We start from the raw sequence: 21108 nt of genomic DNA on the forward strand, positions 1-21108 counted from the left end.
ATGGAATACCGCTACCTTGGCCGGTCCGGCCTGAAAATCACCGAAATCACGTACGGCAACTGGCTCACGCACGGTTCCCAGATCGAGAACGACGTCGCGGCCTCGTGTGTGCACGCGGCACTGGATGCCGGCATCAGCACGTTTGATACCGCCGATGCTTACGCCAACGGCGCCGCCGAGGAAGTCCTCGGCACAGCGTTGAAAGGCCAGCGGCGGGAATCACTGGAAGTCTTCACGAAGGTCTACTGGCCGGTGGGGCCTAAGGGCCCCAACGACACCGGGCTGTCCCGGAAGCACATTATGGAGGGCATCAATGGCTCTCTGCGCCGCCTCCAGATGGACTACGTGGATCTCTATCAGGCCCACCGCTATGACCATGAGACACCCTTGGAAGAGACCATCCAGGCCTTTGCCGACGTCGTCCGTGCCGGCAAGGCGCTGTACATCGGCGTATCCGAATGGTCCGCACAGCAGCTGCGCGATGGCCAGGCACTCGCCAAAGAGGCAGGATTCGCCATCGTGTCCAATCAGCCGCAGTACTCTGCGCTGTGGAGGGTGATCGAGGCCGAGGTGGTTCCGGCGTCGAAGGAGCTGGGCATCTCACAGGTGGTCTGGTCGCCGATGGCACAGGGAGTGCTATCCGGAAAGTATCTGCCGGGCCAGCCGGCTCCGGAGGGGTCCCGGGCAACCGATGAAAAGGGCGGCCAAAACACGATCTCCGGATTCATGGCCGACGATGTGCTCACCCGGGTGCAGAAGCTGCGGCCGATCGCCGATGAGCTGGGGCTGAAGATGTCCCAGCTTGCCATTGCCTGGGTGCTGGCGAATCCGAATGTCGCAACGGCCCTGGTCGGGGCGTCGCGTCCGGAGCAGGTGGCCGAGAATGTAAGGGCTTCCGGGGTGAAGATCCCTGCGGAGCAGATGTCCCGCATCGACGACGCCCTCGGCACCAGCGTGGAGCGGGATCCGGCCAAGACCCAAAGCCCCGGGACGCGCGTGGCTTAAAATCTCCGCTTCCGGGCGGCCAGCTGCTTGTTGATCCTGGCCGCCCAGAACGGACCCTCGTAGAGAAACGCCGTATAGCCCTGAACCAGTGAAGCGCCGGCATCCAGCCGCTCCTGCACCTCGTGGGCGTTCTCCACTCCCCCCACCGAAATCAGGGTCAGGCGTTCCCCCGCCGCTGCCTTCACACGTTTAAGCACGGCCAGTGAGCGCTGTTTAAGCGGCGCTCCGGAGAGGCCGCCGGCCCCGCAGTCGGCAACCTTCGCCGAGCCAGAGATCAGGCCGGCGCGGGCTATCGTGGTGTTGGTGCAGATGATGCCGTCGAGCTGCAGATCAAGCGCCAACCGCGCCACGTCGTCAATGTCCTCATCGGAGAGGTCCGGGGCAATCTTCACCAGCAGCGGCACATGCCGGCCGGCCGCTCCGTCCGCCGCCTCCCGCACGCCCACCAGCAGCGGCCGCAGCGATTCAACATTCTGCAGCAGCCGAAGCCCGGGCGTATTCGGTGAGCTGACGTTAACCACCAGATAATCCGCCGACGGCGCCATGGCGCGTGCGCTGATCAGGTAATCCTGCAGCGCGTCGGCGAGATCAACGTTCTTTGTCTTACCGATATTGACGCCGATCAACGGCCGCCGTGTGGGGTACCGTCGTTCCAGCCGGCGCCGCGCGGTCTTCAGCCGCGGCGCGACGGCCGAGGCGCCGTCGTTATTAAAGCCCATCCTGTTGATCACCGCACGGTCCTCAACCAGGCGGAACAGCCGCGGCCGGGGGTTCCCGGGCTGGGCGGCCCCGGTGATGGTTCCGACCTCGATGTGGCCGAACCCCAGATCCGCGAGGGCCTCGATCCCGAGCCCTTCCTTGTCGAATCCGGCAGCCAGCCCAAACGGCGACGGAAAGGTCAGCCCCATGGCCTCCGTCTGCAGGGCAAGCGGCGGCCGGGTCAGGGCGCGCAGCACCGTCCCCGTACCCGCCGTATGGGCGGCTTTGATCAGGGAAAATCCGATTCTGTGGGCGCGTTCGGCGTCCATCCAGGAGAAGCAGACGCGGAAAAAGGTCGGGTAGAGGCGCATGGTTACCAGTTTTCCGTCTCCGGACGTCAACTCCAAACCGCTCGCCGCCGCGGCGTCCTTGCTGCTGCGCCGCTTGCTGCCGCGTGCTGCAGGAACGGGCTGCAGGAACGGGCATTAGCATTGCCCCATGGGTATCACCGAAGATGCGGGCGGTCTGCGTGCCGATGTCATAGTTCTCGGCGCAGGGCTGTCCGGACTTGTCGCGGCGGCAGAGGCTTACAACGCAGGCCGGTCGGTGCTCATTCTGGATCAGGAGCCGAAGGCTTCGCTGGGCGGCCAGGTGCATTGGTCCTTCGGCGGAATATTCCTGGTCGACTCCCCCGAGCAGCGGCACCTGGGGGTAAAGGACAGTAGGGAGCTCGCGCTCAATGATTGGATGGGTTCCGCTGCCTTCGATCGGCCGGAGGACCATTGGGTGCGCGAATGGGCCAAGGCCTACGTCGACTTTGCCGCAGGGGAGAAACGGGCGTGGCTGCATTCCCTTGGTGTCCGGTTCTTCCCGTTGGTCCAGTGGGCCGAGCGCGGCGGCTACGATGCGCAGGGTCACGGAAACTCCGTTCCGCGCTTTCATGTGGTCTGGGGCACCGGTCCGGGCCTGGTGGAACCGTTCCTCAGCAAACTTGCCGAGGGAGTCACCGAGGGACGGGTGCGCTATGCGTTCCGGCATCGCGCTACCGCTCTGATAACAACGGGCACGACGGCGGCGGGCACGACGGCGGGGACGGTCACCGGCGTCCGCGGCGAAGTGCTGGAGACCTCGCCCGCGGCCCGCGGCGGGAAAAGTTCGCGCAAAGTCATCGGAACTTTTACCGCCACCGGCCGGTCAGTGATCGTCAGCACCGGTGGAATCGGCGGCAACCATGACTTGGTCCGGCGGCAATGGCCAGGCGGCAGGGCTCCCGCATACATGATCGCCGGCGTCCCAGACTCGGTGGACGGCGCATTCCAGGACGCGGTTGCGGATGCCGGTGGCTCGATCATCAATACGGACCGGATGTGGCATTACCCCGAAGGAATCCACAACTACGACCCGGTCGGACCGCGGCACGGTATCCGCATATTGTCCGGCCCATCCCCCCTGTGGCTCGATGCCACCGGCAAACGCTTGCCGGTGCCGCTGTTTCCCGGCTTCGATTCGCTCGGCGCCCTGCGCCACATTGTGGATACGGGTTTCTCACACTCCTGGTTCGTCCTGAACAAGACCATCATCAATAAGGAATTTGCGCTCTCCGGTTCGGAGCAGAACCCAGACCGCACGGGCCGTGACCTCATGCTGCTCGCCAAGCGGGCTCTGCCGGGATCGGTCGGCCCTGTGCAGAAATTCCTGGATCACGGAGTGGACTTCGTCCAGGCCGGGAACGCGCAGGAACTGGCCGCGAAAATGAACAGACTGACCGGCGAAGACCTGATCGACGGCCAGAAGCTTCATGACCTGATCGCAGCCCGGGACCTGCAGGTGCGCAGTGGTCTCGGTAAGGACAGCCAGCTCAACGCGATCCGCGAGGCGCGCCGGTTTGCAACGGACAAGCTCATGCGGGTGGTGCCACCGCACGAGCTGCTGGCTTCCGAACACGGCCCGCTCATCGCCGTCAGGCTCTCCGTTTTGACGCGCAAGAGCTTGGGCGGGATCCAGACGGATCTGCAGTCCCGGGTTCTGACGGCGGCGGGCACGCCCGTCCCAGGCCTCTTCGCCGCCGGCGAGGCCGCCGGATTCGGCGGCGGCGGCGTGCACGGCTACCGCGCGTTGGAAGGGACGTTCCTGGGCGGCTGCCTCTTCTCCGGCCGCAGTGCAGGACGCGCCGCTGCCGCGGGAGCGAGCTGACCAATGGCGGTAGAACAACGCTGGCGACCGGACGGCGTCCTGGGCGAGGGATTCGAATCGACCGTGCTGGAAGCTTCCGCCATTGCTGCGGCCGGCGGCCGTCCGTGCGCCGGACCGAGGATCGCCACATTGATCCGTTACCTGCCGCCGTCCGACGGCGTGTCTTCGACCGGCTCGTCGTCGACTGTTGGGGGGACAGGCACCTCGCTGTTGTTTCTGCACGGCTGGAGCGACTATTTTTTCAACACGGACCTTGCCAGATTCTTCAGCGGTCTCGGTATTGCCTTTTATGCCCTCGACATGCACAACCACGGCCGGAGCCTGCGAAGCGGCGACCTCGGAGGGTTCGTCAGCGACCTGCGCGATTACGATCCCGAGCTGCGGCTTGCCCTGTCAGCCGTCGCCGCGGATACGAAAAGCCACGGCGCGACCGGCGAACCAGACGACGCCCCCGCAGAAAAGCAGGGATCCACCGGTGCCTCTGCCGGCCCGCGGATTGCCCTGATGGGGCATTCCACCGGCGGCTTGGTCGCGGCCCTCTGGGCCAGCCGTTTTCCGGGGACCGTGAGCCACCTCATCCTGAACAGCCCCTGGTTGGAGTTGCACGGCGGCCCCCTGGCGAGGCACGTGTTGTATGCCATGGTGGCACCGTTCGCGCGCCGTTGGCCGGAGCACCGGATGCGGCTGCCGGAGCGGAATTTCTACTGGCGCAGCATCAGCTCCGCCGCAGGCGGCGAGTGGGAGCTGGACCAGGACATGCGGCCGCCCAAGGCCTTTCCGATCCGCGTTGGCTGGATGCACGCCATCCTCGCCGGTCACGCTCAGGTGGCCAAGGGGCTGCGAATCGAAGTGCCGGTCCTGGTCCTGATGTCCGCCCGCAGCATGAACGGTCCGTTCTGGAACGAACGCATGTACTCAGCCGACGTGGTGCTGGACACGCGGACCATGGCGGCCCGTGCACTGGGACTGGGAGCGAGCGTGAGCGTGGAAAAGATCGACGGCGGTCTCCATGACGTGCTGCTGTCCAGACAACCGGTGCGGGACCTGGCTTACGATCGCCTGCGGCGCTGGGTCCTCGGCTATGTGCTCGCCCAGGGCGGGGGTGTCGGAGAGCCGCCAGCGAAGGGAGGCGCCCAGTGAGGAAAGCAGGGCCGGCTGTAGCGGGCGCCCTCACGGAGGAACGGACCGGAAATGGCACGGGGCTGGCTCGAGGAATTCCTTGGACCGGAATTCCAACAGCTCAAGCTGGTGCTGGGGACTGATGAGGAGGGCCGGATCAGCGCCACGCTGATCCGGCCCTGCCCGCCAACCAGGGCGCGGCACGTCAGACATGGCGATCGTGAACGTCTCCCGCGCACTCGGAGGCGGCTCCGAACCATGTCGGCAGGTGGCGGAGCAAGTCGTTCTGGTTATCGCCGATCCATGCGACGTGGCCGTCCGGCCGGAGCAGGACCGCGGGCGCGTCCAGTTCCCCGCTGACGTCCGCGACGTGGTCGATCCGATCCCTCCATCCTGTCACCGAGAGTTCACCGGTCTGGTCCAGCAGGAGCCCGCGGCCTTCGCGAGTGAGCTCGTAGAGACGGCCCCGCGACAGAGGGATGTCGCGCAGTCGTCTGCCGAGCAGCTCGGGTCCTTCGCCGAAGTCGTAGCGGACCCCTATCGCGGTGATCTTCTCGGCCAGGAAACGGCTGACGTCCTCGAAGTCCATCAGCTCGGTCAGCAGCCGGCGCACGGCCTGCGGGCCGGGCTCGGGGGAGAGCAGCTCGCTCTGGGCGCGGGTGTTGGTCAGCACGTCTTCGGCGACCGGGTGGCGCTCGGCGTGATAGCTGTCCAGCAGCCCGTCCGGTGCCCACCCGTTGACCTGGGCGGCGAGCTTCCAGCCGAGGTTGAAGGCGTCCTGGATGCCGAGGTTCAAACCCTGCCCTCCCAGCGGCGGGTGAACGTGCGCCGCGTCGCCGGCGAGGAGAACCCGGCCTACCCGGTATCGTTCGGCAAGCCGGGTGGCGTCGCTGAAACGGGACAGCGAGCGCGGTGAGTGGACGCCGAAGTCGGTGCCCGCGTAGACCCGCAGCTGCGTCCGGAACTCCTCCAGAGTCGGCGGGACGGAGCGATCTTCGGCCACGGCCGCCGCGGGCACGACGGCGCGGTACAGGCCGCTTCCGGCGGGGCCGATGCCGAACCCCTTGTGGGTCATGCGCACCTCGTCCACCACCTCGGCCAGCTCGTCCGGCGGGGCGGTCACCTCCACCTCGCCGAGGAGCCACTCGGTCTTGGCGGCCTCGCAGGGGAAGCCGACGCCGAGCAGTCTGCGCACCAGGCTGCGTCCGCCGTCGCAGCCGATCAGCCAGCGCGAGCGCAGCCGTGTGCCGTCGGCGAGCTCGACGCTCACCCCATCCTCGTCCTGCTCGACACCTGTCACCTCGCACCCGCGGCGGATCTGTGCGCCGAGCTCGCCGGCACGCTCGGCCAGCAGGCGATCTGTGACCGGCTGGGGGATGCCGAGGACGTAGCCGTGTGCGGTGTCCAGGTTCGCCGGCCGGGGTTTGTCGATCGCGGCGAAGCGGCCGGCGCCGCCGGGATACTGCTGCCCGTGTGCGAGGAACCGGTCCAGCAGCCCGCGCTGGTCCATGATCTCGATGCTGCGCGGGTGCAGGCCGAGCGAGCGGACCGCTTTGCTCGGCTCCTCGTCCTTCTCCAGCACGAGCACGGCCACGTCGTGCAGCCGCAACTCGCTGGCCAGCATCATCCCCGTCGGGCCACCGCCGCTAATGATCACGTCGAACATGTGAAACCCCAATTCAAAAACTCACCTTCCGGCCTGTGGCTCCGAATCGCGGAATCGCCCGGAGCAGTCCCCCATTCCGCAGGTATTTCGTCTATTTTCTCCTCGACCAACCATTCTGGACGTTGGTAGGGGTCTTGCGGCAAACTGATGCGCGGTGCAGTCTCCCATCCAACCGGTGCGCCGTTTGATCTACCGGTTGTGGGCGTCTAACCGGTGTTTGTTGCGGCCGCATCCACTGCGCCGCCGTACCGGCGGTCCCGGCGGGCGTACTCGTCCACCGCCTCCCAGAGCGTGAGCCGGTCCACGTCCGGCCAGAGCTTGTCCATGAAAACGAACTCTGCGTAGGCGGACTGCCAAAGCATGAAATTGGACAGCCGTTGTTCCCCGCTCGAGCGCAGGAACAGATCAACGTCGGGCACATCGGGGGCGTACATGAAGCGTTGGATGGTCTTTTCAGTGATCGAGCGCGGACTGAGTTTCCCGGCCGACACCTGCTCGGCGATGGCTGTCACGGCGTCGGCGATCTCCGCCCGGCCACCATAGTTGACGCACATGGTCAGCGTCACCGTGTCATTGTCCCGGGTCCGCTCCTGGGCCACCTCGAGTTCCTTAATCACCGAGCCCCACAGCCGTGGTTTCCGGCCCGCCCAGCGCACCCGCACTCCCCAAGCGTCCAGCTGGTCGCGTTGCCGGCGCAGCACATCTTTGTTGAATCCCATCAGGAACCGGACTTCCTCCGGCGAACGCTTCCAGTTTTCGGTGGAAAACGCATACACGCTGACGTACTTGATGCCCATTTCAATGGCCCCGGCCATCACATCCAACAGGGCCGGCTCCCCCGCCCTATGTCCTTCAATGCGGGGCAGCCCGCGCTGATTGGCCCAGCGCCCGTTCCCGTCCATCACGATGGCCACGTGGGCGGGCACCAACTCCGCCGGCACCGCCGGCATGGCCGCACCGGAGGGATGCGGCCACGGTGCGACGACGGCGGGCTTAGCCGGGTTCCTGGAGCTTCGGGTCCTGTGGGAGGAAGGCTGGGCCAAGGTTACGCACGCTCCACGAGTTTGAGGGAGCGCACAGTGCGCTCCAGATGCCATTGCAAATAGACCGCCACCAGCCCGGCTGCTTCCCGCCGGTGCTGCGGCGCCGAGGCATCCGCCGTCGGCCATTGGCCCGACAGCAGCGCCGCCAGCAGCAGCATTGTCTCCGGGGCCGGCGACGGCGAGCCGGGCGGGCGGCAGTCGTGACAGACCGCCCCGCCCAATCCGGCGGAAAAGGCCCCATGCGGGCCGGCGGCACCGCAGCGCGCACAGTCGGTGAAACTCGGTGCCCAGCCGCCGGTAGCCAGCGCGCGCAGCAGGTATGAATCCAGAATCAGCGCCGGGGCATGGTCCCCGCGGCTCAGTGAGGCCAGGGCCCCGACAAGCAGCAGGTACTGCGCGGTGGCTGCCTCTGAGTCCACGTCGGTCAGCCGCTCGGCCGTTTCGGCCATCACGGCGGCCACCGTGTACCGGTCATAGTCTGCAACAATCCCGCTCCCGTAGGAGCCCTTGGACACGGCCTGCGTGACGATGTCCAAGCTGCGGCCGCAAACGAGCTGCAGATCGGCCACCATGAACGGCTCCAGCCGGGCGCCGAATTTACTGTTGGTCCGGCGGACGCCCTTGGCCACCGCCCGGACCTGACCATGGTGCCGGGTCAGCAAGGTGATGATGCGGTCCGCCTCGCCGAGTTTGTGGGTCCGGAGCACGACGGCGTCGTCTCGGTAGGTGCGCGCGGCAAAAGAGTTTCTGGACACTCAGCCATTGTCCCACCGGTGCGCCTGTCCGGCGTGCAGGCGGAGCCGGCGGGGCATGCCCTACGGGCACGTTACGCAGGACACGCTCTACGGGATGCTGATCAGCCGGGGGCGGTGTCAATGGCAGTCCCCCGGCCGGCGGCTCAGCCCTGGCTGTCCCGGATGGCGCGGTTGACGGCGGAGATCACGGCCTTCAGGGACGACAGGGAGGTGTTGGAATCGATTCCGACGCCCCACAACACCCGCTCTCCCACGGCGCACTCAACGTAGGCCGCGGCTCGGGCATTGCCGCCTTCGCTGAGCGCATGTTCGGAGTAGTCCAGCACCCGGACATCCACACCGTCATCATGCAGGATGGACAGCAGTGCGGCGATCGGACCGTTGCCGGTACCCGAGCGGCGGTGCGGCACGCCGTCTATGGTCATGTTCGCGGTCAGGGTGATCTGTGAGTCGTCGTCGGTCCGGGTGGTCAGCGGGCCCAGCGTGTAGCGCCCCCACTGGTTCGCGGCGCCGTCGTCGGCCGGCAGGTACTCGTCCATAAAGGTAGCCCACAGCTGCGCGGCGCTGACTTCCCCCCCCACGGTATCGGTCCGCTTCTGGATGACCCCGGAAAACTCGATCTGCGCCCGACGTGGCAGGTCCAGACTGTGCTCATTTTTCAGCAGATAGGCCACTCCGCCCTTGCCGGACTGGGAGTTCACCCGGATCACGGCTTCGTAGCTGCGGCCCAGGTCCTTTGGATCCACCGGGAGGTACGGCACCTCCCACGTCACATCCTGCACATCTTTGCCTGCTGCCATGGCGTCGTGCTCCAGCGCTTCGAAACCCTTTTTTATGGCATCCTGATGCGAGCCCGAGAAGGCGGTAAAGACCAGGTCTCCGCCGTAGGGCACCCGTTCGCCCACGGGCAGCTGATTGCAGTACTCGACAGTGCGGCGGATTTCATCGATGTTGGAGAAATCGATCATCGGATCGACGCCCTGGCTGAACATGTTCAGGCCCAGCGTCACCAGGTCAACGTTGCCGGTGCGCTCTCCATTGCCGAACAGGCAACCCTCGATCCGGTCAGCGCCGGCCAGATAGCCCAGCTCGGCCGCCGCCACGCCGGTGCCGCGGTCGTTATGCGGATGCAGGGACAGGATGATGCCCTCGCGGGGATGCAGATTGCGGCTCATCCACTCAATGGAATCCGCGTAGACGTTGGGAGTAGCCATCTCGACCGTGGCCGGCAGATTGATAATAACCTGGCTGTCTGCGGATGCTTCGAAAACATCCGCGATGGCGTTGCAGACCCGTACGGCATACTCCGGCTCGGTGCCGGTAAAAGACTCGGGCGAGTATTCGTAAGTGATCAGCGTGTCCGTGAGGGATTCTTCGTATTTCCTGCACAGCCTGGCCCCCTGCAGGGCAATGTCCAGTATGCCGTCCTGATCCTGGTTGAAAACCACGCGGCGCTGCAGGACCGAGGTTGAGTTGTACAGGTGAACGATGGCCGCCCGCGCGCCCATCAGGGACTCATAGGTCCGCTCGATCAGGTGCTCGCGCGCCTGGGTCAGGACCTGGATGGTGACATCGTCGGGAATGTGACCGCCCTCAATGAGCTGGCGGACAAAGTCAAAGTCCGTCTGGGAGGCCGAGGGGAAGCCAACCTCAATCTCCTTGTATCCCATGCTGACCAGCAGCTGGAACATCTTCAGCTTGCGGGCCGGACTCATCGGATCAATCAGGGCCTGGTTCCCGTCACGCAGATCCACAGCGCACCAGCGCGGGGCCTTGCTGATGATCTTGTCCGGCCACGTCCGGTCCGGCAGATCGACGTTGATCTGCCGCTGAAAGGGAATGTAACGGTGGACCGGCATTCCGGAGGGCTTTTGTGCGTTTCGCATCGGTGTCGCCTATTCTGTTCGCTCTGAAGGGAGGTCGACCGGGGCAACGCAAACACCGCAGCGAGGGATCGGCCGCCCGAACTGCCGATCGGACGCCTTGGGAACAGACGTTCAGGACAACGGGTATGTGGCCTCGCCGCGGCAACTAAGAAGGAGCTTTCCAGTGCGCACATTTTTACCCTAACACGGTGCATGGGATGATGGTGAACCAGCCCGCCCGCTGCAATCCGTGAACACTTGGGAACACTCCAGCGGCGGATCCACCCAGTACAGAAGGCAGATGGCCGATGACCATTCCGGGAACACAGCAAGCCGGCACCAGCCGAAGCGGGATCAACCTCGGGAACATAGACCCGACGGTACGGCCGCAGGACGATCTCTACCGGAGGGTGAACGGCGGGTGGCTGGACCGGGAGACCATACCCGCGGACCGTGCACAGACAGGTTCCTTTGTTTCGCTGCGGGACGACGCGGAAGCCGCCGTCCGCGGCATTATCGAAGAGGCGGCCGCGGTGCGCGAGGCTGCCGCCGATCCCGCCCCGGCCGGGGCCCAGCCGCTTCAGGACAAGATCGGCGGCCTGTACGCCAGTTTCATGGACTTCGATGCCATTGAGTCTGCGGGTGACGCTCCGCTGTCGCCCCGGCTGGCGTCCGTTTTTGGCACCGGCAGCACGGATGAGCTGATTGCCGTCATGGGCCGGCTCGACCGCACCGGCAATGCCGGTCTTTTCGGTGGCCATGTCAGCAATGACGCCGGGAATCCGCAGCGCTGCCTGCTGCATCTGTACCAGAGTGGCCTGGGGCTGCCGGACGAATCGTATTACCGCGAGGAGAAGTACGCCGCCATCCGGGCCGCCTACGTACCGCACATCCAGAGAATGTTCACATTGGCGGGTGTCCCGGATGCCGCCGCCGCGGCCGGGCGGGTGATGGCGCTGGAGACGGAGATCGCCGCGGCGCACTGGGACAAGGTGACAATGCGGGACCCGCAGAAGACCTACAACCTGACGACCCGCGCCGAGGCTCTGGCACTGTTTCCGGCCCTGGAGGTGTGGTTCGCCGGGATGCAGCTGCCGGCGGACAAAACGGGCGAACTCGTCATCCTCACTCCCGGATTTTTTGCCGGGGCGTCCGGGCTGCTGGTGGAGGACAGGTTGGGCGACTGGCAGGAATGGCTGGCCATGCGCGTCATCTCCGGAGCCGCTCCTTATCTCTCCAGCGGATTCGTGGACGCCAACTTCGCATTCTACGGCACCACCATCAGCGGCACCGAGGAGATACGGGAGCGCTGGAAGCGTGGGGTCGCGTTGGTGGAGGGGTCATTGGGTGAGGCCGTCGGCCAGATCTATGTGGCACAACATTTCCCGGAAACCCACAAGGTTCGGATGGAGGTGCTGGTGGCCAATCTGATTGAGGCATACCGGCAGAGCATCACGGCCCTCGGCTGGATGAGTGCGGAAACCAAAGCGCGCGCGCTGGAGAAGCTTGCCGCGTTCACGCCCAAGATCGGATATCCGGACAAGTGGCGCGACTATTCCGCTTTGGCCATCGACGCCGGTGATTTGACCGGCAACCTGGAACGCAGCAACGAGTTTGAGCTGGAACGCCAGTTGGCGAAGATCGGCGCCCCCATCGACCGCAGCGAATGGTTGATGACCCCGCAGACGGTGAACGCCTATTACAATCCCACCATGAATGAGGTGGTGTTCCCGGCCGCAATCCTGCAGCCCCCGTTCTTTGACGCGGCCGCGGACGATGCCGCCAATTACGGAGGCATCGGAGCCGTCATTGGCCATGAAATAGGACACGGCTTTGACGACAAGGGTTCACAGTTTGACGGCGCCGGCGCCTTGCGTAACTGGTGGAGCGACGACGACCGGAAGGCCTTTGATCTGCTGACGTCAAAGCTGGTGGACCAGTACAGCGTGCTCAGTCCCGACGCCGCGCCGGGTCAATTTGTCAACGGTGAACTGACGCTGGGTGAAAACATTGGCGACCTGGGTGGGCTGACGATCGGACACAAGGCCTATCTGCTGAGCTTGGACGGCACTGAACCACCGGTGCTGGAAGGCATGACAGGAGCGCAGCGCTTTTTCTTCTCCTGGGCCGAATGCTGGCGCAGCAAAATCCGACCCGAAGAAGCCCTGCGGCGGCTGGCCATCGATCCGCATTCCCCCGCGGAGTTACGCTGCAACGCCGTGGTGCGCAATCTGGATGCGTTTTATGATGCGTTCGACGTTACCGGAGCGGACCTGCTGTGGCTGGATCCCGAAGACCGCGTAAGTATCTGGTAGCAACTGCCGGCGGCCCCGGCAGTCACTCCCGCGGGTACATATCCGGGTTGACGCTCAGGCACTTCCCGGACTGATCCGCCGTGCTGGCCACGATATCCGGTGGGAGAGCCGATTGACCATATGCCGTTCCGGAAGCAAAATCAGACCCGGCATTGAGCCGGACACCGCTGACTCCGGGGGAAGCCACCAATGCGCTGGCGGGAATCCGGAACAACGCGGCAACGTCCGTGGCCACGTCCTGGAACCCGTTTCCGTAGCTGATGGTCGTGGCCGCGGCGGTGGCCGCCGTGCTTTGGCCCAGATCGGTATAACCGGCCGCGGTCAGCGCGGCCAGCAGTTCCGTGTTGCGGTCAGCCGCTCCGCTGGCATTGACAACCGTGACCGGCTGGATGGTCTTGTCGTATGCCGGAACCGGGGCGGCCGCCGTCGCCGGGGCGGTGGTGGGCTGGGCCGGCGGCGCACTGGTGCTGGGGCTTGAGCCGCCGGTCAGGTCGGTTCCTTTCCGCAGTGCGGTGAACAGGTCACTGGCCGCTGGCTGCGAAAGGATATTCCGATTTTCGTCCGCAGGGAAAGGTACCCACGGTGCCGTGACAAAGGCCACCTTGGTCAGATCGATGTTCTTGAGCCGATTGGCGATGGCGACCATCGAGGGGATGTTGGCCAGGCCACTGTCAATGGTGAGGTTTTTGGTGATCGCGTCCGCAATGTTGTAGACCTTCGGCAGATCGCTCAGCGTACCGTCGCTCTTGATCTTGCGGATCATGGAACCCAGGAAGTACTGCTGGGCCTGGATCCGGGCGATGTCGCTGGCGTCGCCGAACGAATGTCTGGTCCGCAGGAAGGCCAGGGCTTGCTCCCCCTGCACCAGGCTTTTTCCGGCCGGAAGAACCAGCCCGGAACCGTTGACGTCGTTCACCGAATGATCAACGCAGACCTCGACGCCGCCAATCACATTGGACAGATCCTTTACCGCGGTGAAATCGGCCAGCATGAAGTGGTCAATGTTCAGGCCCGTGAGTTGGTTGATCGCCGCGACTGTGCAGCCCGGGCCGCCCTGGCTCAGCGCGCTGTTCAGCTGTCCCAGCTCCTGCGCAGGGTATTGCTCTCCTGTTTTGGGATCTTTGCAGGCAGGAATCGGCACCATGAGGTCACGTGGAAAGCTGACCACGCTGACCTCTCGGTTGCCCTTGGAGATGTTCATCAGCATCATGACGTCGGAATGGCCGTAGCCGGTGGCGTCGGCGCTCGTCCCGTACCCGCCATTCGCGCCATCGCGGGTGTCCGTGCCCAGAATCAGGATCTGCAGATCGTCCTTGTTGTTGTCAGCGGCGGCGGCCGTGCCGGCGCCCGGACCCAGATTCAGCTCGGCGACCTGGACGTTATTCTGCAGGCGCATCACCAGAATGCCGGCGACGGACACGACGCCCACCATGACGACGGCGACGGCGAGGGCCGTTATTTTCATCCAGAGCGTCGCCCGCCGGTGGGCCCGGAAGTGCCGGCCGGTCCCGGTGACAGCGACCGCCCCACCGGCGGCAGCCGTCCGGGGAGTCCCCTGACGGCCGGCATCAGCACCCTTCTGGGTACGACGTCGCGCCATTGATAAACCTTCCGTAGACGATAAAGACTCCGATAAGTCTAAGGGCACTGGCTGTAAGCTACCTTTGACCGGTCTGTGCCCTTCCCTGCGGTGCCCCGGTCTGTGCCCTTCCCTGCGGTGCCCTGCGTCACTGGCTTTAGAAGCCGAGTTTGACCAGTTGCTTCGGGTCACGCTGCCAGTCCTTGGCCACCTTGACGTGCAGGTCGAGGTAAATCCGTGTTCCGAGCAGTGCCTCGATGCCCTTGCGGGCGTTGCTGCCGACTTCCTGCAGCCGGGAGCCAGCCCGGCCAATGATAATGGCCTTCTGCGAAGGACGCTCGACATAGAGGTTCACCCGAACATCCAGGAACTGGTTGTCCTCTGCCCGTCCCTCACGCGGGACGATCTCGTCGACCACCACGGCCAGCGAGTGCGGGAGTTCATCGCGGACCCCTTCCAGCGCAGCCTCCCGAACCAGCTCGGCCACCATGACCGCTACCGGCTCGTCGGTGAGTTCACCGTCCGGGTACAGCGGCGGCGACGGCGGCATGAATCCGGCCAGCACCGTGGAGACGGTGTCCACCTGGAACCCGTCCGCGGCGGAGACCGGAACGACGTCGGCCCAACCGTCTCCGCCCAGCACCTCCCGGCCCAGCTGTGCGACGGCCATCAGCTGTTCGGTCAGGGCCTGCCGGTCGACCAGGTCCGTTTTCGTGACCAACGCTATGATCGGCTTATTTCCGACATTGGCCAGCTGCTTGGCAATGAACTTATCTCCCGGTCCGATCTTCTCATTGGCGGGCAGGCAGAAACCGATCGCATCCACCTCCGAAAGTGTCGCCGCGACCAGGTCGTTGAGCCGCTGGCCCAGCAGCGTGCGCGGACGGTGCAGCCCGGGTGTGTCCACCAGAATCAGCTGAAAATCCTCCCGGTGCACAATCCCGCGGATCGTGTGCCGGGTGGTCTGCGGTTTGGCCGATGTGATGGCCACCTTCTGCCCGACCAGGGCGTTCGTGAGGGTCGATTTTCCCGCGTTCGGGCGGCCCACCAGGACGGCAAAGCCCGCACGGAATCCGCCGTACTGCTCTTCAGACCCGTCGTGGCCCTTGTTCCTCGGCTTGTTCATGCTTTGCTCCCTGTTGCGCTGTTGTCATCGTCGTGCAGAAGTGGGTCTAAGTCAGTGTCCGCCGGTACGGAGGCCGCGGCAATGATATGGCTGACACGGTTGCGCCGGCCTTCCAAGCGCTCGGCGTAGAGACGGATACCGGAGACTTCGACCTCGCTGCCCACGATCGGGACCCGGCCCAAATGTTTGGCGAGCAGACCGCCGACGGTGTCCACTTCGTCGTCGTCCAAGTCAAGCCCAAAAAGCTCACCCAGGTCATCGACTCCGAGTCTGGCGCTGACGAGGTACCCGCCATCTCCCAGATCCTCCACCTCGGGTGTTTCGGAATCATATTCGTCAACAATCTCCCCGACGATCTCCTCGATCAGATCCTCGAGGGTGACCAGACCGGCCGTGCCGCCGTACTCGTCAACGACGATGGCCACGTGGGTCGACTCGACCTGCAGTTCCTTGAGTAGTTCGCCGACCAGCTTGGAATCGGGCACATAGCGCACCCCGCGGGCGATCGCTTCCACCGGCGGGGCGATTTCCGGTTCGCGGAGCCGGTGCTGGGTGGCAACCACGTCCTTGAGGTACAGGATGCCCAGAATCTGATCGGTGTTCTCGCCGATAACAGGGATCCGGGAGTAGCCCGAGCGCAGAAACAGCGTCATCGCCGCCGCCAGCGAGGATCCCCTGTCGATGCCGACGATGTCGGTCCGCGGCACCATCACCGAGCGGACCACCGTATCACCGAGGTCAAAAACGCTCTGGATCAGTTCCGCTTCGTTGTCCTCAATCATTTCCGAATCGCTCGCGCGGTCAACGAACTCGCGGAATTCTTCCTCACTGACGAAGGCATCATCGCCAATCGGGGCACCCGGAGCGACGACGTTCCCCAGCCGCACCAGCCAACCCGGCACGGGCCCGAGCAGCCAGCAGAGAAACCGCACCAGTCCGGCGGTGCCGCCCACTACGGCAGCGGAATGGAGCCGGCCCAGCTGTCGCGGCGACACACCCACCAAGACGAATGCGATGATGGTCATGACCGCCGTGGCAACGAGTCCGGCGAGCCAGATGTTCTCCATCAGGTTCAAAAAGAGAACGGCGACGGCAACCGAGACTGCCATTTCGAAGAAAACGCGCCAGAACCGCAGCGCATTCATGTGCGCCACCGGGGCGGCGAGAATTTTCCGCAGCGAACCGCCGCGGCTGTGCGCCGCTACGGTTTCCGCATCGTGCCGGGGGAAATAGTTAAAGGCCGCATCCGCCGCGGTCAGCACGGCCGCGAAGGTCAGAAAGACAAGTCCCATAGCGGTCAACGCCAGGGTGATCACTGCATGGTCTCCCGCGGGGCTTCCTTGCCCAGAAAGCCGGCGAGGAGATCACGCTGCAGCGCGAACATTTCTTCCTTCTCCTCCGGCTCGGCATGGTCGTAACCGAGCAGATGCAGCACGCCGTGGGTGGTCAACAGCAGCAGCTCCTCCGCCGTGGAGTGGCCGGCGGTCGTTGCTTGCTCCGCAGCGACCTGCGGGCAGATCACAATGTCGCCCAGCAGACCCGCGGGTGCCGGCCGGTCGGGGGTGCCCGGGCGCAGCTCATCCATCGGGAATGACAGCACATCGGTTGGCCCGGGTTCATCCATCCACTCGATGTGCAGCTTCTCCATGGCCTCCGTGTCGGCCAGAATGATGGACAGCTCGGCCTGCGGATGCACGTACAGCCGTTCCAGGACGAACCGTGCCAGCCGGACCAGTTCGGTCTCCTGCACGGAGACTCCTGATTCGTTGTTGACCTCGATACTCATGCCCGCCCGTTCCTGGTGTGCGCATTATCAGTAAATCCGCTGTTGTTCCGGCCGCCCCCGCTAGAGCTGTGAAGCCGCTGCGTATCATCCCACCGGCTGTAGGCCCGGACGATGTCGCCGACCAACTTGTGCCGCACCACGTCCGCGGCATCAAGGATGGAGAAATGCACGTCGTCAATGCCAGTCAGGATCTGTTCCACTATGCGCAGTCCGGAGCTGGCGCCGGCGGGAAGATCCACCTGAGTCACGTCTCCGGTCACCACCATCTTCGAGCCGAACCCCAGCCGGGTCAGGAACATCTTCATCTGTTCCGGGGTCGTGTTCTGCGCTTCGTCCAGGATGATGAACGCATCATTGAGCGTCCGCCCGCGCATATAGGCCAAGGGTGCCACCTCGATGGTTCCGGCAGCCATCAGGCGTGGAATGGATTCCGGATCCATCATCTCGTGCAGTGCGTCATACAACGGACGCAGATAAGGATCGATCTTGTCGCTGAGCGTGCCCGGCAGGAATCCCAGGCGTTCACCCGCCTCAACGGCCGGCCTGGTGAGGATGATCCGGTTAACCTCTTTTTGCTGCAGGGCCTGGACGGCCTTGGCCATGGCCAGGTACGTCTTGCCCGTTCCAGCCGGGCCGATGCCAAAAACCACGGTGTTGGCGTCGATGGCGTCCACATAGTTCTTCTGATTCAGCGTCTTTGGCCGGATGGTACGCCCGCGGCTGGAGAGAATATTATAGGTCAGCACGTCCACGGCCGAAGCGGCCGGCTGTGCATGCAGCATGGTGACCAGCTGCTCCAGCACCGCCGGCGTCACCGTCGTCCGGCGTTCCACCAGACCACGGACCTCTTCGAAGAGCCGCATGATCCGCGGCACGTCCGCCTCCGGACCGGAAATTGAGAGTTCATTGCCGCGCACATGGAAATTCAGTGTCGGGTAGCTGGCCTCGACGAACCGCAGCGCCTCATCGTGTGCTCCCAAGGACTGCACCATCTGTTCCGGGGAGTCAAAGGAGATGACTTCGGTGCGGGTTCCGTCCACCGAATGCGGAAACGAGACGACCGGGGCCCAGGGCCGTGACGGGCTGCTGCCTGCTGCTGAATCTGTCATATCGAAAGGCCACGTCCGGCCTGGAATCTCTCCTTGATTGTCTGCGCCGTGTCCGCTGACATGGCCTACCTGACATCTTACGGCAACAGTGCTTTCGAGGACCTGCGGAGGACCGGGCAGTGCCGGCACGGGGTCACAGCCGGCACGCAGGTCGTATCGGACCGATCTCGAAAGGGTTTCGATACGGTTTCAGTTCCGCCGGATACCGCGCAGTTGATGGTTGGGCGACATCCGCTGTGTAAGGGTGGAATATGTGCCCGGAGACGCCGGGATCCCGGCCGGCCACAGGCGGAGAGGACACCCGAAATCAGAAATCCGCCGACAGCTGCATCCATTGAGCGGACAGTTGCGCCCACCAGTCTGCCCGCAGCCGTGAAGTTTTCACGCCGCCTCATCTTCGGCGTCCGCTGGTGCCCGGCAGCCCTTGGCCTTTGCGCCGCTTTGGTCCTGACAGGCTGCAGTCCCGCCAGCTCCCCGGCACCGGCCAACAGTACGATGCCTGCTTCCGCCGGGAGCTCCGCCACGTCCGGCGTGACCGGTGCCCCGCTTGAAACAGCCCAAACGTCGACCAAGCTCCCTGTCTACTGGCTCGGCCACAGCGGCGCCGGAATCTACCTCTACCGTGAGTTCCTAACCATGACGGGCGACGGCGACCCGATCGAGGCCGCGCTGCTCACCATGACCAGCGAAAAACCGCTGGACGGCGACTACTTCACTCCGTGGAAGAAGCCTGCCAGGCTCGGCGCAGCCATTTCGGCGAAGAACATCATCACCGTCGACATCTCCTCCGACGCCTTCAGCACCAACGTGGACGAAGGAATTGCCCGGCGTGCCCTCGCTCAACTCGTGTATACCGCTACGGCCGCCGCGGCGAATGCGGGTCTGATCGTCGCGAACCAGCCGGTGCACGTTTCACTGCTGGTCGACGGCCATACCGATTACCTGGCCTTCGGAAAGATCAAACTGGATCAGCCGCTGGTGCGGGACAGCGGCTTCGTCGCCCCGGTGTGGGTCATCGATCCCCAGGAGGGCACGGATCTTGGCGCCCCGTTCAAGGTCAGTGGCCAAGGTATCTCCGCCTCGGGAACATTGGTGTGGCAGTTGCTCAAGGTGTCACCGGAGGGCCAGAAGTCTGTGTTTCTCTCGGGCAGCACCATCATCGGCACCGGGCCCGGCCAGCTTGGCCCATTTGAATTCAGCGTTCAGCCTCCGGTCGGATCCTATGAGCTCAGGGTCTACAGCGGCGACCCAGCTGATCCGGCAGATCAGGCCGGCGTCGACAGCAAGCTCATCAAAGTCAGCTAGCCTCATTAAGGTCAGCTAGTGGGCATTTTCGTTGGTTCGTCTGGGGTTTAGGTCCAGGCGGTTGGGCGGCGGGGTAGTGCTTGCATGCGGTTGCGAGGGCATCTTATGCGGTACCGGCGGTATCACCGGCGGGCAGGTAGGGATCCTGATAGTCCTGGTGGCTGGCCCCGTGGCGATGCTGCCGCCCCGCGAACGCTCAATATTGGGCCGGAACGTGGCCGGACATGGGCGGACCCTGACGATGCCGCACCCGTTATGGACCAGCACATGGGGTCTAGCAGCTGCGCTGATCTTTTTGCTGGTGCGCCCGGAGCCTCCCGAATGCTGAATCAGGTGCGCTGGTCCAGAACGGGTGCCGTCGCGATGACAAGGGTGCCGCAGCGGGTGCCCCGGTCCGAAACCGGTGCCGACGCGGGCGGGCGGCCCGGGATCTGGCAGTGGCGATCTGGTAGTGCTGCTTCCCCTTTCGGGAGGGTGTTGCCGCCATGAACCGGATAATTTTCAAGGCGCCCCTGCCGGGGGGCTGAAATCTGCTCCTGTCCGCAAGGAGCAGATGGAAATTTCCATACTGCTGGCGTGCGCCAGTCACATCGGACGGGTGCAGCGGGTGCTGGACTTCGCCGACGGACTCTCCGGGTCGCCCCGCGGATCGCTCAGCCGCGCCCACCTGCACACGGTCGGTTCCCCGCACCGGAACTCCAGCACGAGGTCCGCGACGATCAGGGCCGCGCTGGTTACATGGACTTCTACTGGAAAGAGTTTACTTTGGGGACTCTTGGCGTTTCGTGGTGAATTTGACGCCTGGATCAAATACTCCCATGACGAATTCCCGTCGGGAGGCTTGCCGGCGGATGCTCGGCGGAAGGAGATAATCCGCGAAGACCGCATCCGGGACACGGGACCGCGGGTCGTGAGGTGGGTGTGGGATCCAGTCAATAACCCAGAAGTCCTGCGGCGAAAGCTGTTACAGGCCGGGCTTCGCGTCCTCTGAAGCGCACCATGCCACATTTAACCGTCCATTTAACCGGCCTTTGAGTAACCGGCATTCGAGTGACTGACCATTAAGCGGCTGAACCGGGCATCTGCCCCATCCCGGCAAGAAACCTCCGGGGCAGGCGCCAGCTACGTCCGCACGGGCAGAGTCGTCGGCCTGAAGGCCTGCCGCGTCGCTTCGGACCCGGTGATGTCCCGGTGATGTCCGCTTCGTGGCCCGGCGTCAGCCCGATATCGTCCGGGCCCGTCAGCAAACGCCGGCGCGTGTAGTCGTCGATGGCAACGGCGCCATCCCGGAGCCGCGGTGCACGGTCCTGGAAATACACCCGCCAGCGGCCTCACCAAGTACCTGCAACGCCTGAGCAAACACGAACAGGGACCGCAGCATAACCCCCGACAAACCAACGAAAATACCCATTAGCGCTAGGTGCATGGGTCGGTAGTGGTTTTAGCCGTTTGATGTTCGGCGGCGTGGCAGCCGATGAATCCTGATGCCGGTAATAATTTCCTTTGAAGGAGGCGCCCCCGCCCCGAGGGATCGTTCAGCGAG

Annotated in this window: 14 protein-coding genes and 1 pseudogene; 5 read left to right on the plus strand and 10 right to left on the minus strand. The window is 64.6% G+C overall.

From position 1 onward, the window contains the following. Window positions 1-1005, plus strand: coding sequence for an aldo/keto reductase family protein (locus QMG52_RS15630; RefSeq protein ID WP_283561332.1), 1005 nt, complete (start codon window positions 1-3; stop codon window positions 1003-1005). Here QMG52_RS15630 and QMG52_RS15635 read toward each other — a convergent pair. Then, on the minus strand, window positions 1002-2075 hold the full coding sequence (locus QMG52_RS15635; protein WP_283561333.1) for a quinone-dependent dihydroorotate dehydrogenase: 1074 nt from the start codon (window positions 2073-2075) through the stop codon (window positions 1002-1004). The genes QMG52_RS15630 and QMG52_RS15635 overlap by 4 nt on opposite strands. Window positions 2076-2202: 127 nt before the next feature. Between QMG52_RS15635 and QMG52_RS15640 the strand changes: the two genes are divergently transcribed. Both QMG52_RS15640 and QMG52_RS15645 read left to right on the plus strand, forming a co-directional pair. Next, window positions 2203-3897 carry an FAD-binding dehydrogenase gene (locus QMG52_RS15640; RefSeq protein ID WP_283561334.1) on the plus strand — a complete coding sequence of 565 codons (1695 nt, stop codon included), beginning with the start codon at window positions 2203-2205 and terminating at the stop codon, window positions 3895-3897. A 3-nt stretch (window positions 3898-3900) separates the two neighbouring features. Then, window positions 3901-5037, plus strand: a complete 1137-nt coding sequence (locus tag QMG52_RS15645; protein ID WP_283561335.1) for an alpha/beta hydrolase — start codon at window positions 3901-3903, stop codon at window positions 5035-5037. Window positions 5038-5221: 184 nt separating this feature from the next. Here QMG52_RS15645 and rox read toward each other — a convergent pair whose 3' ends face one another. The 4 genes from rox to leuA all read right to left on the minus strand — a co-directional run bounded on the left by rox (window position 5222) and on the right by leuA (window position 10366). Then, on the minus strand, window positions 5222-6682 hold the full coding sequence (rox, locus tag QMG52_RS15650) for a rifampin monooxygenase (RefSeq protein ID WP_283561336.1): 1461 nt from the start codon (window positions 6680-6682) through the stop codon (window positions 5222-5224). A 206-nt stretch (window positions 6683-6888) separates the two neighbouring features. Beyond that, window positions 6889-7725, minus strand: a complete 837-nt coding sequence (locus tag QMG52_RS15655; RefSeq protein WP_283561337.1) for an isoprenyl transferase — start codon at window positions 7723-7725, stop codon at window positions 6889-6891. A gap of 2 nt (window positions 7726-7727) precedes the next feature. Continuing rightward, window positions 7728-8480: a DNA repair protein RecO gene (gene recO, locus QMG52_RS15660; protein WP_283561338.1), complete on the minus strand. Its 753-nt coding sequence runs from the start codon at window positions 8478-8480 to the stop codon at window positions 7728-7730. A 143-nt stretch (window positions 8481-8623) separates the two neighbouring features. Then, the gene (gene leuA, locus QMG52_RS15665; protein ID WP_283561339.1) at window positions 8624-10366 is read right to left on the minus strand and encodes a 2-isopropylmalate synthase; all 1743 of its coding nucleotides are present in this window, start codon (window positions 10364-10366) and stop codon (window positions 8624-8626) included. Window positions 10367-10653: 287 nt separating this feature from the next. Between leuA and QMG52_RS15670 the strand changes: the two genes are divergently transcribed. Further along, on the plus strand, window positions 10654-12660 hold the full coding sequence (locus tag QMG52_RS15670; RefSeq protein WP_283561340.1) for a M13 family metallopeptidase: 2007 nt from the start codon (window positions 10654-10656) through the stop codon (window positions 12658-12660). A gap of 22 nt (window positions 12661-12682) precedes the next feature. Here the strand turns inward: QMG52_RS15670 and QMG52_RS15675 are convergent, their stop codons facing one another. The 5 genes and pseudogenes from QMG52_RS15675 to QMG52_RS15695 form a co-directional block, all read right to left on the minus strand. Continuing rightward, window positions 12683-14260, minus strand: coding sequence for an LCP family protein (locus tag QMG52_RS15675; RefSeq protein ID WP_283561341.1), 1578 nt, complete (start codon window positions 14258-14260; stop codon window positions 12683-12685). A 136-nt stretch (window positions 14261-14396) separates the two neighbouring features. Next, on the minus strand, window positions 14397-15365 hold the full coding sequence (era, locus tag QMG52_RS15680) for a GTPase Era (protein WP_283561342.1): 969 nt from the start codon (window positions 15363-15365) through the stop codon (window positions 14397-14399). After that, window positions 15328-16657: pseudogene (locus QMG52_RS15685) on the minus strand (hemolysin family protein). The gene era and the pseudogene QMG52_RS15685 overlap by 38 nt, the downstream one beginning before the upstream one ends. 20 nt (window positions 16658-16677) lie before the next feature. After that, window positions 16678-17151: an rRNA maturation RNase YbeY gene (ybeY, locus tag QMG52_RS15690; protein ID WP_283561344.1), complete on the minus strand. Its 474-nt coding sequence runs from the start codon at window positions 17149-17151 to the stop codon at window positions 16678-16680. Continuing rightward, entirely contained in the window at window positions 17148-18260 is a 1113-nt protein-coding gene (locus tag QMG52_RS15695; protein ID WP_283561345.1) for a PhoH family protein, read from the minus strand. Before QMG52_RS15695 ends, ybeY begins: the two co-directional genes overlap by 4 nt. Window positions 18261-18755: 495 nt before the next feature. Here QMG52_RS15695 and QMG52_RS15700 point away from each other — a divergent pair, with 495 nt between their 5' ends. Next, on the plus strand, window positions 18756-19565 hold the full coding sequence (locus QMG52_RS15700; RefSeq protein WP_283561346.1) for a Gmad2 immunoglobulin-like domain-containing protein: 810 nt from the start codon (window positions 18756-18758) through the stop codon (window positions 19563-19565). The last annotated feature ends 1543 nt before the right edge of the window (window positions 19566-21108 follow it).

It is taken from the genome of Paenarthrobacter sp. PH39-S1, assembly GCF_030063245.1.
Taxonomy (GTDB): domain Bacteria; phylum Actinomycetota; class Actinomycetes; order Actinomycetales; family Micrococcaceae; genus Arthrobacter_M.

Bases quoted from the DNA above. Each gene is read 5' to 3' on its own strand.
- QMG52_RS15630 (WP_283561332.1), top strand. From the start codon at position 1: ATGGAATACCGCTACCTTGGCCGGTCCGGCCTGAAAATCACCGAAATC.
- QMG52_RS15635 (WP_283561333.1), bottom strand. From the start codon at position 2,075: ATGCGCCTCTACCCGACCTTTTTCCGCGTCTGCTTCTCCTGGATGGAC.
- QMG52_RS15640 (WP_283561334.1), top strand. From the start codon at position 2,203: ATGGGTATCACCGAAGATGCGGGCGGTCTGCGTGCCGATGTCATAGTT.
- QMG52_RS15645 (WP_283561335.1), top strand. From the start codon at position 3,901: ATGGCGGTAGAACAACGCTGGCGACCGGACGGCGTCCTGGGCGAGGGA.
- rox (WP_283561336.1), bottom strand. From the start codon at position 6,682: ATGTTCGACGTGATCATTAGCGGCGGTGGCCCGACGGGGATGATGCTG.
- leuA (WP_283561339.1), bottom strand. From the start codon at position 10,366: ATGCGAAACGCACAAAAGCCCTCCGGAATGCCGGTCCACCGTTACATT.
- QMG52_RS15670 (WP_283561340.1), top strand. From the start codon at position 10,654: ATGACCATTCCGGGAACACAGCAAGCCGGCACCAGCCGAAGCGGGATC.
- QMG52_RS15675 (WP_283561341.1), bottom strand. From the start codon at position 14,260: ATGGCGCGACGTCGTACCCAGAAGGGTGCTGATGCCGGCCGTCAGGGG.
- era (WP_283561342.1), bottom strand. From the start codon at position 15,365: ATGAACAAGCCGAGGAACAAGGGCCACGACGGGTCTGAAGAGCAGTAC.
- ybeY (WP_283561344.1), bottom strand. From the start codon at position 17,151: ATGAGTATCGAGGTCAACAACGAATCAGGAGTCTCCGTGCAGGAGACC.
- QMG52_RS15695 (WP_283561345.1), bottom strand. From the start codon at position 18,260: ATGACAGATTCAGCAGCAGGCAGCAGCCCGTCACGGCCCTGGGCCCCG.
- QMG52_RS15700 (WP_283561346.1), top strand. From the start codon at position 18,756: ATGCCTGCTTCCGCCGGGAGCTCCGCCACGTCCGGCGTGACCGGTGCC.